General features: G+C 57.6%; 11 protein-coding genes. 4 read left to right on the top strand and 7 right to left on the bottom strand.

Annotated elements, in window-relative coordinates:
* Positions 1 to 59: 59 nt before the first annotated feature.
* Entirely contained in the window at positions 60 to 1,574 is a 1,515-nt protein-coding gene (gene dgt, locus FOY93_RS03960) for a dGTPase (RefSeq protein ID WP_136195596.1), read from the bottom strand.
* Positions 1,575 to 1,656: 82 nt separating this feature from the next.
* Between dgt and mtnN the strand changes: the two genes are divergently transcribed.
* The 3 genes from mtnN to FOY93_RS03945 are packed head-to-tail and all read left to right on the top strand — an operon-like array spanning position 1,657 to position 3,799.
* A complete protein-coding gene (gene mtnN / locus FOY93_RS03955) occupies positions 1,657 to 2,355 on the top strand; it encodes a 5'-methylthioadenosine/S-adenosylhomocysteine nucleosidase (RefSeq protein ID WP_115876408.1) in 699 nt (232 codons plus the stop codon).
* Positions 2,348 to 3,148 carry a vitamin B12 ABC transporter substrate-binding protein BtuF gene (gene btuF / locus FOY93_RS03950; protein ID WP_111963999.1) on the top strand — a complete coding sequence of 267 codons (801 nt, stop codon included), beginning with the start codon at positions 2,348 to 2,350 and terminating at the stop codon, positions 3,146 to 3,148. Before mtnN ends, btuF begins: the two co-directional genes overlap by 8 nt.
* A gap of 27 nt (positions 3,149 to 3,175) precedes the next feature.
* On the top strand, positions 3,176 to 3,799 hold the full coding sequence (locus tag FOY93_RS03945; RefSeq protein WP_115876409.1) for a TRIC cation channel family protein: 624 nt from the start codon (positions 3,176 to 3,178) through the stop codon (positions 3,797 to 3,799).
* 92 nt (positions 3,800 to 3,891) lie between these two features.
* Here the strand turns inward: FOY93_RS03945 and erpA are convergent, their stop codons facing one another.
* Positions 3,892 to 4,236, bottom strand: a complete 345-nt coding sequence (erpA, locus tag FOY93_RS03940; protein WP_008501923.1) for an iron-sulfur cluster insertion protein ErpA — start codon at positions 4,234 to 4,236, stop codon at positions 3,892 to 3,894.
* A 79-nt stretch (positions 4,237 to 4,315) separates the two neighbouring features.
* The gene (gene clcA, locus FOY93_RS03935; RefSeq protein ID WP_143344661.1) at positions 4,316 to 5,716 is read right to left on the bottom strand and encodes a H(+)/Cl(-) exchange transporter ClcA; all 1,401 of its coding nucleotides are present in this window, start codon (positions 5,714 to 5,716) and stop codon (positions 4,316 to 4,318) included.
* A gap of 177 nt (positions 5,717 to 5,893) precedes the next feature.
* Between clcA and hemL the strand changes: the two genes are divergently transcribed.
* The gene (hemL, locus tag FOY93_RS03930; RefSeq protein WP_143344660.1) at positions 5,894 to 7,174 is read left to right on the top strand and encodes a glutamate-1-semialdehyde 2,1-aminomutase; all 1,281 of its coding nucleotides are present in this window, start codon (positions 5,894 to 5,896) and stop codon (positions 7,172 to 7,174) included.
* 93 nt (positions 7,175 to 7,267) lie between these two features.
* Here hemL and fhuB read toward each other — a convergent pair whose 3' ends face one another.
* From fhuB to fhuA, 4 genes are read right to left on the bottom strand one after another with little or no spacing between them, the layout of a single operon-like run.
* Positions 7,268 to 9,250 (bottom strand): Fe(3+)-hydroxamate ABC transporter permease FhuB, encoded by a 1,983-nt coding sequence (fhuB, locus tag FOY93_RS03925; protein WP_143344659.1) that lies wholly within the window; start codon positions 9,248 to 9,250, stop codon positions 7,268 to 7,270.
* Positions 9,247 to 10,137 (bottom strand): Fe(3+)-hydroxamate ABC transporter substrate-binding protein FhuD, encoded by an 891-nt coding sequence (gene fhuD, locus FOY93_RS03920; RefSeq protein ID WP_127729652.1) that lies wholly within the window; start codon positions 10,135 to 10,137, stop codon positions 9,247 to 9,249. The genes fhuB and fhuD overlap by 4 nt, the downstream gene beginning before the upstream one ends.
* Positions 10,137 to 10,934: a Fe3+-hydroxamate ABC transporter ATP-binding protein FhuC gene (gene fhuC, locus FOY93_RS03915; protein ID WP_133293806.1), complete on the bottom strand. Its 798-nt coding sequence runs from the start codon at positions 10,932 to 10,934 to the stop codon at positions 10,137 to 10,139. The genes fhuD and fhuC overlap by 1 nt, the downstream gene beginning before the upstream one ends.
* Positions 10,935 to 10,984: 50 nt before the next feature.
* Positions 10,985 to 13,240, bottom strand: coding sequence for a ferrichrome porin FhuA (gene fhuA, locus FOY93_RS03910; RefSeq protein ID WP_133293805.1), 2,256 nt, complete (start codon positions 13,238 to 13,240; stop codon positions 10,985 to 10,987).
* Positions 13,241 to 13,290 lie beyond the last annotated feature (50 nt).

Here is a 13,290-nt window from a genome sequence, read left to right as displayed (position 1 = left end):
CGGCGATAAGTTTATGGAAAAGGTAAAAATTTATTGGCCGTCTTTACAAAACTCCGGGATTATTCCACCGCCATCAGCTTGCGGTATTCATCCCAGGCATACAAATCCGTCATGCCGCTGATATAGTCCTGGATAAGACGGCAGCGATAATAATATTCCATTACCGGCCATTCGGGAGAGTTGCGTTCCAGCTTGCCAATCGCTTCGACATACGCCAGACGATGCCGGGTAGAGAGTTTTTGATAAAGCCGCGATTCGATGGGTATTCTGCGCACGCGCTCGTGTTCCACCAGCTCGCTGAATTCGTCGACAGAAAGCTGGAGCAATGGGGAATAAATTTCCAGTAACCCACTGATTACCCGATAGCCCTGCAGCTCTAGCTGCTCGACATCCGGATGGCTGAATACATGCCGCATCGCAACATGTTTATAAAGCTCAAGGAGCTGGCTGAAACTGCTGTCATCTTCCAGCAGCGCGTGGTTGAATTCCCCGCTGAAAATGAGCGGCAAATTATCAATAAAGCGCGACGCCGCGTATGGCACCAGTTTATTTAATGTATTGACCCGCAAATACATAAAGAACTGGTCTTCCGTACTGCGGCTTAATGTATTTGACCGCGATTTTTCCCAGGCATTTTCTACAACCTGCGCAAACAGCGAGCCTTTTTCGTGAGTACCCCAGGCCGCATAAAGATGCTGATAAAGCTCCTCGACGCTGAAAATTCTTTTCTCAACGGCATCTTCCAGATCGGCCACGCAATAGGAGATATCATCGGCGGCTTCCATAATCCAGGTCAATGGAAAACGACCGTTTGGCGTCAATGAAAGTTCTTTACGCAGCCTCTCAATATAGGCCTGTTCGGAAAGGTAATAGCCCGGTTTTTTCATTAAATAACTGTGGGACGCGGGGGGATCCCCCATCCACCACGCGGGGCGCGTATATTTTAGAATGCAGCCGACCTGTGCCCAGGTCAGGTTCATGCGCATCAGGGAGTGGACCAGACGGATCCCCTGCGCGTTGCCTTCAAAATGACAGAGATCCTGACGTACCTTGCGGCGCAGATCGTTCAGCCCCTCTTCGCCTTCACGCAGGCGTAAATCGCGTACGATGCAGCGATCGTCGCTCAGCGGCTGGCTCACCGCATCCGAAGGGTAAAGCCGTTGTTTAAACCAGTCATTGATAGCCGCCTCACCAAAGTGACCGAAAGGCGGGTTGCCGATGTCATGCATTAGGCAGGCCATCTCAACGATGCTCTCAAAAGGCCCCGTCAGCTCGTCCAGACCATAGGTTTCCAGTAAACGCTGCTCTTTGAGACGGCTCAAAACCTCCTTGGCAATGTAGCGCCCGACCTGCTGCACCTCCATGGAGTGGGTTAAACGCGTGCGCACCGCGGCGTTACGTTCCAGCGGAAAGACCTGGGTCTTTTGCTGCAGACGGCGGATGGCGGGCGAGTTAACGATCCGCCCGCGATCGCTTTCAAAGATACGCAGGATCTCATGTTCGCTCTTGTCGCCCTGCGGCGAACGGAAACGTCGGTGCCAGTTAATTTTGGTGCGAAAATCGATTGGTGACATGTGCTCCCCCGCATGAGAATGCGTTTCCCCTTAACCGCATGATAGACTATGCATCTTAACAAGGCACATCGCGAGTAAATCTATGAAAATCGGCATTATTGGTGCAATGGAAGAAGAAGTTACGCTCCTGCGTGACAAAATTGAGAACCGTCAGACCCTCTCTCTGGGTGGTTGTGAGATCTATACCGGTCAGCTAAACGGTGTTGACGTGGCTCTGCTGAAATCAGGCATCGGTAAAGTCGCTGCGGCGCTGGGTGCCACCCTGCTGCTTGAGCGCTGCAAGCCGGACGTAATCATTAATACCGGCTCTGCGGGCGGCCTGGCGCCGACGCTGAAGGTGGGTGATATCGTTGTTTCCGACGAAGCGCGCTATCACGATGCGGACGTCACCGCGTTCGGTTACGAGTACGGCCAGCTTCCTGGCTGCCCGGCAGGATTTAAGGCTGACGACAAACTGATTGCGGCGGCAGAGACCTGCATTGCGGAGCTCAACCTCAACGCGGTACGCGGTCTGATTGTCAGCGGTGATGCGTTCATCAATGGTTCCGTGGGTCTGGCGAAAATCCGTCATAACTTCCCTCAGGCGGTAGCCGTTGAGATGGAAGCGACCGCGATTGCTCACGTTTGCCATAACTTCAGCGTACCGTTTGTGGTGGTTCGCGCCATCTCTGACGTGGCAGACCAGCAGTCCCACATCAGCTTCGACGAGTTCCTGACCGTTGCGGCAAAACAGTCCACCGTGATGGTGGAACGCCTGGTGCAGAATCTGGCACGTGGCTAAACATACCCTCAGGGCGCTTGCCGCCCTGCTTCTTTTCGCACCGCTGTGGCTCTATGCGCTACCGCGCGTAATTACCCTCTCTCCCGCGAATACGGAACTGGCATTTGCCGCCGGGATCACTCCCGTTGGCGTGAGCAGCTTTTCGGATTACCCACCGCAGGCCGCGGGTATTGAACAAGTGGCAACCTGGCAGGGGATGAACCTTGAGCGTATCGTGGCGCTTAAACCGGATCTCGTGCTGGCCTGGCGTGGCGGCAACGCCGAGCGGCAGGTCAACCAGCTCACTTCCCTTGGCATAAAGGTGATGTGGATAGATGCCGTCAGCATTGAGCAGGTCGCTCAGGCGCTCCGCGCCCTGGCACCCTATAGCCCTACGCCCAAAAAAGCAGAGGCCGCGGCAAAACAGATGCTGAGCGACTATGCGGCGCTGAAATCCCGATACGATACCCCTGTTAAAAAGCGCATCTTCCTTCAGTTTGGCAGCCAGCCGCTGTTTACCACCGGAAAAGGGTCGATTCAGAACCAGGTGCTGGAAGTCTGTGGCGGTGAAAACATCTTTGCAGCCAGCCGGGTGCCGTGGCCTCAGGTAAGCCGTGAGCAGGTTCTGGCGCGCCAGCCACAGGCCATCGTCGTGGTCGGAAATGCGAGCGAAATTCCCAAAATTGAGCAATTCTGGCAAAGACAGCTAAAAATACCGGTGATACCTCTCAACAGCGACTGGTTTGAACGCGCCAGCCCGCGTATTATCCTCGCCGCAAAACAGCTCTGTGCCGCGCTGGCAGAGAGTCACTAACATAAGACCCTTTTCGAGGATTTAACGATGCTCGTTTATTGGCTGGATATTCTTGGCACAGCCGTTTTTGCTATCTCCGGCGTCCTGCTCGCCGGAAAACTGCGCATGGATCCGTTTGGCGTGCTGGTGCTGGGCGTCGTGACCGCCGTGGGCGGCGGGACTATCCGCGATATGGCGCTGGCGAATGGGCCGGTGTTTTGGGTGAAAGATCCGACCGATCTGGTGGTCGCAATGGTCACCTGCCTGTTAACCATTGTGCTGGTTCGCCAGCCCCGCCGATTACCAAAATGGATATTGCCGGTACTGGATGCCGTCGGTCTGGCCGTGTTTGTCGGTATTGGCGTCAATAAGGCGTTTAATGCGGGCACCGGTCCGATGGTGGCAATCTGCATGGGCGTATTAACCGGCGTGGGCGGCGGCATCATTCGCGACATTCTGGCGCGTGAAGTGCCGATGATCCTGCGTACTGAAATTTACGCGACGGCCTGTATTGCGGGCGGCATTGTTCACGCGACCGCGTACTACACCTTTGCAATTCCGCTGGAAAACGCCGCAATGCTGGGGATGGTCGTGACGCTGGTGATACGTTTAGCGGCGATACGCTGGCACCTGAAGCTGCCGACGTTTGCGCTGGATGATAATGCAAGATAAAAGCAAAACGGTAACCGTCAGGTTACCGTTTTTAGTATTTCTCCCTCTCCCTGTGAGAGAGGGCCGGAGTGAGGGCATCAGCCCGCACTCTCTTAGATACTGAACGAAGATCCACACCCACAGGTGCTTGTCGCATTCGGGTTAGTGACCACAAAGCGCGAACCTTCCAGACCCTCGGTGTAATCCACCGAACCGCCCACCAGATATTGCAGGCTCATCGGGTCAACCACCAGCGCGACGCCCTGTTTCTCGATAGTCATATCGCCATCGTTAACCTGGTCGTCAAAGGTAAAACCATACTGGAAGCCGCTGCAGCCACCACCGGTAATATAAACACGCAGTTTCAGATCCGGATTGTCTTCGTCGGCAATCAGGGTTTTCACTTTGTTGGCTGCTGCTTCGGTAAATTCCAGCGGCACAGCTACGTCATCACTCATCTTATGCTCCCATGAATACTGCTATTGGGTAAAATTCACCCAATTCTTTTCGTCATTATCTAATACCCTGGTAATTCATTCAAGTATTCTGCGCGGCGGCCCGCTCCGCCTCTTGTTTTGCCAGAGTACGCGCAAGGATGGTGGAGTATAGCGGTTTTCCACCCAGGAACTGGGCTAATAGTGTCGCGCCGAGACAGGTAATGATCATTGGCAAAATGAGCTGGTAATTGTCCGTCATCTCCAGCACCAGCACTATCCCGGTCAACGGCGCACGAAGGGACGCGGCCAACAGCGCCCCCATTCCGGAGACGGCAAACGTCCCGGCGTCAAGATGATAGGCGGGAAACCCCGCTTCAGCCGCCATACCAAACGCGGTGCCGAGCAGCGTACCCAGCGCCAGCATCGGGGCGAAAATCCCTCCCGGCGCGCCCGAGGAGAAGCACAATACCGTAGTAATGACGCGGGAGATAAACATAAACAGCAGCAGGCCTACGCTGAAATTCCCCGCAGCCGCAATGGGTATCAGCCCGAAGCCACCGCCCGCGGCATTCGGCTCGATGAACCCAAGCACGCCGCACATGCCGCCCAGCAGCCCCCCCATCAGCACCCATTTCGTCGTGTTGCCGCCGTGAATGCGCTGAAACATATCCTGAGCGCGCAGGATAAAGGTGTTAAACAGCGGCCCCACCACGCCAAAAATCATGCCGAGGATCAGATAAAGCCACAGGGTGTTGACCGGCGCATTGGTCAGTTTCCCCACTTCAATTACCGCCCCTTCGCCATTAAAAAGGCGGAAGACAATGCTCGACATAATGACGCCGGTAAACACCGCTTTAATCGAGATCAGGTTGTAGCGAAACTGCGCGCGCATCTCTTCGATGATGAACAAAATGCCCGCCAGCGGCGCGTTAAACGCCGCCGACAGCCCCGCCGCCGCGCCGGTCGCCAGCAGCGTATGGCGCGCTTCGGCGCTGCGCATCCGAAAGAGATCGCCCACCATGCGGCCGACGTTCCCGCCCAGCTGAACCGTGGGTCCTTCCCGTCCGAGTACCATTCCCGCGCCCAGCGTACCCATGCCGCCGATGAACTTAACCGGAATCACCCGCCACCAGCGCACCGGACGCAGCTCCTCCAGCGCGCCTTCAATTTCCGGGATGCCCGATCCCCCTGCTTCCGGCGCGAATTTACGCACCAGAAAATACCCCACCATGGCAAACAGCGCAGACAGCCCGAATGCCCACACCCAGACCAGCCATTCGCTATTGGCGAAACCTGCCACGGTGCCCACTCGCCAGTTGAGCACGGCATTAACCGCTTTTTCAAACGCCACGCCCACCAGCCCGGCGAGTGTTCCCACCACGGCAGCAGCCAGAAGGATCGCCAGCGGCGTTTTATCGCGGTTAAGCAGCCGCCGAATGCTGATTCGGTGCTGAGCGCGCGTAAACTGTTGTTCTTCAAAAGACGGAGAATCTGATTTCATGTCCTGTTCTTATTCGTCATACAAAAAGCCGCGAGGATTTTACCAGAGACTGCCCTACCGTCTCCTGAAAATTACTTAACAAATCTTAAAGCATTACCCGGCTAAAAATTTCATAACCATCCCCGAATCACTTAGAATAGTGGGCTTAACCATTTTATACGAACCAGGAACGACGCCATGAGCAAGTCTGAAAACCTCTACAGTGCAGCCCGCGAGCTTATTCCGGGTGGCGTGAACTCACCTGTGCGCGCCTTCACCGGCGTGGGCGGTACACCGCTGTTTATCGAACGTGCTGACGGCGCGTATCTGTATGATGTCGATGGCAAAGCCTATATCGATTACGTCGGCTCCTGGGGCCCGATGGTGCTGGGTCACAACCACCCGGCTATTCGTAACGCGGTAATTGAAGCCGCCCAGCGCGGCCTGAGCTTCGGCGCGCCAACCGAAATGGAAGTGAAAATGGCGGAGCTGGTGACTGAACTGGTGCCTACCATGGACATGGTGCGTATGGTGAACTCCGGTACCGAAGCCACCATGAGCGCCATCCGCCTGGCGCGCGGTTTTACCGGCCGCGATAAAATCATCAAGTTTGAAGGCTGTTACCATGGTCATGCGGACTGCCTGCTGGTGAAAGCCGGTTCCGGCGCGCTGACGCTCGGCCAGCCGAACTCCCCGGGCGTACCGGCAGATTTCGCGAAGCACACCCTGACCTGCACCTACAACGATCTTGCTACCGTTCGCGCGGCGTTCGAGCAGTATCCGCAGGAGATCGCCTGCATCATCGTTGAGCCGGTTGCCGGCAACATGAACTGCATTCCACCGCAGCCTGACTTCCTGCCGGGACTGCGTGCCCTGTGCGACGAGTTCGGCGCGCTGCTGATCATCGATGAAGTCATGACCGGCTTCCGCGTGGCGCTGGCGGGTGCCCAGTCTTACTACAACGTCGAGCCGGACCTGACCTGCCTCGGCAAAATCATCGGCGGCGGCATGCCGGTCGGGGCATTCGGTGGCCGTAAGGACGTTATGGAAGCCCTGGCGCCAACCGGTCCGGTTTACCAGGCGGGCACGCTCTCCGGTAACCCAATCGCGATGGCGGCGGGCTTCGCCTGCCTGAACGAAGTCGCTCAGCCGGGGATTCATGAAACCCTGACCGACCGTACCACGCAGCTGGCAAACGGCCTGCTTGAAGCGGCAGAGGAAGCCGGTATTCCGCTGGTCGTTAACCACGTGGGCGGGATGTTCGGGATTTTCTTCACCGATGCGAAAACCGTGACCTGCTATCAGGACGTGGTGAAGTGCGACGTCGAACGCTTCAAGCGCTTCTTCCACCTGATGCTGGAAGAAGGCGTGTACCTGGCGCCGTCCGCGTTCGAAGCGGGCTTCATGTCCGTGGCGCACAGCGAAGCAGATATCAATAACACCATCGACGCGGCGCGTAAGGTGTTTGCGAAGCTGTAAGATGTGCGGCTTGATGCCCTCACCCCAACCCTCTCCCACGGGGAGAGGGAGCAAACCCTAAAACGGCAATCTCAGGATTGCCGTTTACTTTTATTAGCGGCTCTGCTTTCTCAACAGATAAATAAAATACGGCGCGCCAATGAAGGTCGACAGCAGACCCGCCGGGATCTGATACGGGAACAGCACCATTCTTCCGCACCAGTCCGCAAACACCAGCATGACCCCGCCCGTGAGGGCAGACATCACAATATGCGGCATCGTTCGGCGGAATCCCATCATTCGGGCAATGTGCGGCGCCATCAACCCAACAAAGCTCAGCGGTCCGATAGTCATGGTTGCCACAGCCGTCAGGCACGCCGCCAGCAGCAGCAGGGCCACGCGCGCTGGGGTCAGCGCCATTCCCACCGCCCGCGCCGTTTCACCGCCGAGCGGCAGGATAGTCAGCCAGCGACGGCACAGCGGCACAATCGCCAGCAGCACGATCAACACGATCCCGGACCAGACAACCTGACTGCCGGTGGCACCGTACGTTGAGCCAGAAATCCAGGTCAGGATCTTCGCCATGCGCGGATCGCCGCTCGCCTGCAGCATCATCAGGAGCATCGTAAATGCGGTGCTGAGCGCCATCCCGGCCAGCAGCATCCGGTGCGGGGAAAATCCGCCGCGACCGGCAGCCATCAGGATAATCATCAGCGTGGCCGCCGCACCGATACTCCCGGCAGGCATCAGCCAGCCAAACGCATTGCCCGGCACAAAGAACAGCATCAGCACCACGCCAAAGGCGGCGCCGGAGCTGATCCCGAGCACTTCCGGGCTTGCCATTGGGTTGCCGGTCAGACGCTGAATAATGCACCCCGCCACCGCCAGCATCACGCCGGCGATCAGCGCGGCGAAGATACGCGGCCAGCGCCACTGCAGCAGTTCGTTGAGTAAATCGCCCGTTGCCCAGTGCCAGCCCGCCGCATCGCGCCCAAACGCGAGCGCGGTAAACGAGGCGATAACCAGCACCGCCAGGCCGGCAAGGCTAAACCACAGCACCGACTGGCGTTCCGCATAGACTTTACCGCCCGCATCCATCGCCGGCGCGCTCATGCTGCGCAGGCGCGGCAGCAGCCACAGCAGCAGCGGCGCACCGATAAGCGCCGTGACCGATCCGGTGGACACCTCCCTCCAGACCCGCGCCAGCCACAGAATGAGCTGATCGGAAAGCCAGAGGATCAGCGCCCCAATTAGCGAGGCCAGCAGCAGACGCGCCAGCAAACGACGCGCACCGAGCATTTTCGCCAGCAGCGGCGCGAACAGGCCGATAAACCCGATGATGCCGACCGCGTTCACCAGCAGGGCGCTCAGTACAATCGCCAGCGTCAGCGCCGCCAGGCGAGCCAGCGACAGCGCCAGCCCCAGGTTTCGCGCCACGCCGTCATCCAGCCCCATGAGCGTCAGGGGACGCAGGAGTAGCAGCGTCAGCACGACGCCGCCGGCCAGCTGTGGCCACAGATGCGCCACCACGCTCCAGTCGGTCTGGGTGAGCGTGCCGGTACTCCACAGGAACATGCTTTGCAGCCGATCGTGATGGAACAACACCAGCAGCTGGTTAATCGCCCCGCAGTACAGGCTCACCACCAGCCCGGCCAGGATAAGCGTCACGGGAGAAAGGCGTTTGCCCCAGGCCACGCCAAAGACCAGCGCGCCCACCACGCACGCACCCGCGAGTGCCGCAAACTGCGAGGTTAACGCTCCCGGCAGCGTCCACAGGGTGGTGATGGTGATCCCAAGCTGTGCGCCGGTCGCGACGCCGAGCGTGGTTGGCTCTGCCAGCGGGTTACGTAAAACCTGCTGGAACAGCACGCCCACCAGCCCTAAACCGGCACCGACTAACAGGGAGATTGCCAGACGCGGCAGCAGGCTGTAGTGGAACAGCATCTGCTGAATATTGTCGATATCCGGCGAGGCCAGCGCGGCTCCCCATTGCGCGCGAGGTAACGCGGCAGAGAGGTTGAACCCGGTTAACGCCAGCGCGGCAAGAAAAATCAGCATCAGCAGAAGCGCCGGGAAACGGGCGATACGCGTACTCATGCTTTACCTCCCAGAGCGTTATCAAGCACGCGGGCAAAATGCATGGCCGACAGCGTCGCGCCGTAGAACCAGACCGCCGGAGCGCGCTGGAAGCGCTTCTCGCGCACAAACGGCATCGCCTGCCAGAGCGGAGTCGCCATCAGGGTTTGCATGTCGCGTTCGTTGCCGTGGTCGAAACACAGCACGTCCACGTCGCGAAACGCCGCCAGACGGTCGATACCCACGGCGGTACTGCCCCAGAACGTCATCTCCCCTTCCCAGGCATTACGAATGCCGAAGCTGTCCAGCACCTCCTGGAAAAGACAGTTTTTACCGAAGACCAGCATATGGCGGGCATCCAGCAGCGTCACCATCAGCAGCGGACGATCGCCCCGGTGAGCAAAGCGCGGCTTCAGGGAGTCGAGCAGGGCATCAAATTCGTCGAGGTGTTTTTTGGCCTCCACCTCGCGGTTGAGGAAATGCGCCATCTCGTTAATCGAATTTTTCGCTACGGCCAGCGGTTTTTTACCGTCGCTGAAAGCGAATCCGCGCCCGGGCGCAATGCGCGCCATGACCTCCTCTGAGGGACCGTAGCCCGCAGACCAGAACAGGAACGAGGGTTTCATCTGGGTGAGCAGCTCAAGGTTTGGCTCCGTTCGCAGGCCGACGTCGATTACCGAGTCCGGCAGCTTTGGCTCGTTCACCCAGAGGTTATAGTTGGGAATGTCCGCGACGCCGTAGGGCGTGACGCCGAGCGCCATCATCAGTTCGACCGGCAGCCACTCCAGAGCCACAATACGGTGCGGATCGACGGTGGCAGCACGCGCCGTATTCATTTTTAACAGCAGCGGTGAAAGGGCCATCGCCGTCAGCAGGCGACGGCGGCTAATGCGTGTGTTATTCAGCATCAGTAGACAAAGCTCACCGGTGCAGCCCCGGCCGGGTGAGGCAGAATACCCATCGGAATACCGTAAATATGTTCCAGCGTTTCGCTGCGCATCAGCTCGGATGGTGTACCCTGCGCAATCATTTCGCCACCGCGCAGCGCAACAAGGTAGTCACAGTAGCGTGCCGCCATGTTGATATCGTGCAGGACCGCAATGACCGTCAGACCACGTTCCTGGCTTAAGCGGTGCACCAGCGCCAGCACGTCGACCTGATGGGCAATATCCAGCGCGGAGGTTGGCTCATCCAGCAGCAGGCAGCGGCTGTCCTGCGCCACCAGCATCGCAATCCACGCGCGCTGGCGTTCGCCGCCGGACAGGCTATCCACCAGACGGTGCGCCAGCGGTTTCAGCCCGACCAGCGCAATCGCCTCTTCCACTTTCTCTCTGTCAGCAACGCCAAAGCGCCCAAGCGCCCCGTGCCAGGGATAACGCCCAATTGCCACCAGCTCACGCACCGTCATCCCTTCCGCCTGCGGCAGCTGCTGCGGCAGATAGGCCACTTTGCGGGCAAACGCTTTGCTGCTCCAGCTCTCCAGCGGCTGATCATCCAGCAGAATATCGCCTTCAGAAGGCGGCTGATGGCGCCCCAGCATCTTGAGCAGCGTCGATTTACCGGAACCGTTATGACCAATCAGGCCAGTGACTTTACCTGCGGGAAACGTCAAAGAGAACGGATGCAGCAAGGTGCGCCCGGGTACGCGAAAGGAGAGATGGTTAAGCGTAAAGGTGGTGTCGGGTTGCGTTTGATTATCCTGCATATCAGCCAACTTAAATAAAAAGGGCACGGCGAACCGTGCCCGAAGAGAGATTAGAAGCGGAAGGTCGCGGTGGCAACAACCTGACGTTCAGCACCCCAGAAGCAGCCGTAAGTATTAAAGCAGCTGGCAACGTACTCACGATCGAACAGGTTATTCACGTGTAGCGCGACGTTTGAGCCAGCCATGCCAACGCGTGCCAGATCGTATCTGACCAGCGCATCGACAACGGTGTAGCTGCCTACTTTAAAGGAGTTCGCCGGATCGCCATAGCTTGAACCCGTGTAACGCACGCCGGTACCCAGCGTCAGGCCAGACAGCGCACCGTCAAACAGCGTGTAATCACCCCACAGCGATGCCATGTGTTTTGGAACCTGAGCAGGCGTGTTGCCTTTATAAGTGGTGTCTGTGGTGTATTCGGCATCGGTATAGGTATAAGAACCCACCAGGTTAACGCTCGCAGACAGTGCCGCTTTCGCTTCCACCTCTACGCCACGCGCGCGGATTTCACCACCCTGTACCGAGAAGAAGGAGCCCGCCGGGTCCGCCATCAGGTTGTTGGTTTTGGTCAACTGGTACAACGCACCGGTGACGACGATCGGACGATCGTTCGGCACGTATTTCACGCCCGCTTCGTACTGTTTGCCTTTAGACGGTGCAAAGACGTTGCCGTTCGCTCCGGTCTGAGAAGCCGGTTCAAACGACTCGCTATAGCTAAAGTACGGGGTTATACCGTTATCAAACAGGTAGTTAACGCCACCGCGCCAGGTGAACTGGGTATCATCACGTTTGGAGGTGGTGTTCGTCACGCGGTTGTAGGATTCCTGATCGGCCCAGTCATAACGACCGCCCAGGGTTACCAGGACTTTGTCCCACTCAATTTGATCCTGAGCGTAAACGCCGGTCTGTTTTTGCTTGTTCAACACCTGATAGGCACCTGACGGTCCAGGATGTGAACCGAAATCGAAATCGCTACGATCGAGGTTATAGATATCAGATGGCGCAACGGAACCGGCATAGCCGAACCACGAGTCGATGTCATTACGCATGCGCATGAAATCCACCCCAGTCAGCAGAGTATGATCGAGTGAACCTGTCGCGAACTTGCTCTGCAACTGCGTATCAACAGTGAAGTTTTCCAGCTTCTCATTATCGATCACATACTGGCGAGTCAGCGTATGACCCCACTGCGACTGAGGAACGCTCGCGCAAGGGCTGGATGCCGGATTACTCGAGTAGAGCGGATCGGAACACATGCCGTAGCCGTAGACGCTGTTTTGGGAAGTTTTATTCTGCGCATAGCGCAGGTTCTGACGCACGGTAAAGCTATCGTTGAACTCGTGGTCGAAGCTGTATCCCACCATTTTCTGGTTACGGGAATAGGTATTGTTCTTCGCGCCTTCGTTGAAGTTCGTCGGCAGACGATCGCCGTTCGGCAGCGGATCAACCGTTCCCTCTTTTGGCAGCCAGCCGTAGTAGCCCGTTTCAGGTTCGTTCTGGAAATAGGAGAGGAACGTGAAGGTGGTTTTATCATCCGGACGCCAGGAGAACGATGGCGCGATGGCGTAACGCTGCTCGCCCTTACCTTCCTGCTGGGAATTATTAGAACGCGCAACGCCCGTTAAACGGTAAGAGTAAACGCCGTCATCGTCGATTGCATCGCTAAAGTCGAACCCGGTCTGGAACAGGCTGTCCGTGCCGACTTTGAACTGGATCTCTTTCAGGGGCTCGGTTGTTGGGCGCTTACTGACCATGTTCAGCAACCCGCCAGGGCTGCTTTTACCGTACAGAACGGAAACCGGACCGCGCATGATCTCGGCGCGCTCCAGCATATAAGGATCAATCACCGCGTCGTTATAGAAGTTCCCCTGCATTTTCATGCCGTCGAGGTAGTTATTCTGCGTCTGACCATCGGCTGCGAAGCCGCGAATAATCAGATAGTCATAGGTGTTAGACGCACCGCGCGTGCCTACCGCAACGCCCGGCGTATAGCTCAGGGCTTCTTTCACCGAGCGCGGCTGATGCAGCGCCATCTCTTCGGCAGTGACGACAGAAATAGACTGCGGAACCTTTTGAATAGGGGTATCCGTTTTGGTTCCGGTCGCGGATTGCCTTGCGGCGATGGTAGCAGCAGGGCCCCAGGCACTTTCCTGTGCCGCAGGAGCTGCTGTTACCGTAATGGTTTCTTCTTTTTTCGGGGTTTCGGCAGCATGTGCATAAGTTGACATGCCGGCAACCGCTGTAGCGACGACGACCGCGAGTTTACGCAGCGACGTGTTCATTGGCTGAGCAGTATTGGAAAGCGCCATGTTGAATCTCTGATGTGAAAGTGAATGATAACGTAAACGAGAATTATTAT

This window comes from Enterobacter sp. 18A13, from assembly GCF_007035975.1.
Lineage (GTDB): Bacteria > Pseudomonadota > Gammaproteobacteria > Enterobacterales > Enterobacteriaceae > Enterobacter > Enterobacter vonholyi.
This window is presented reverse-complemented; position numbering and strand designations above follow the sequence as displayed.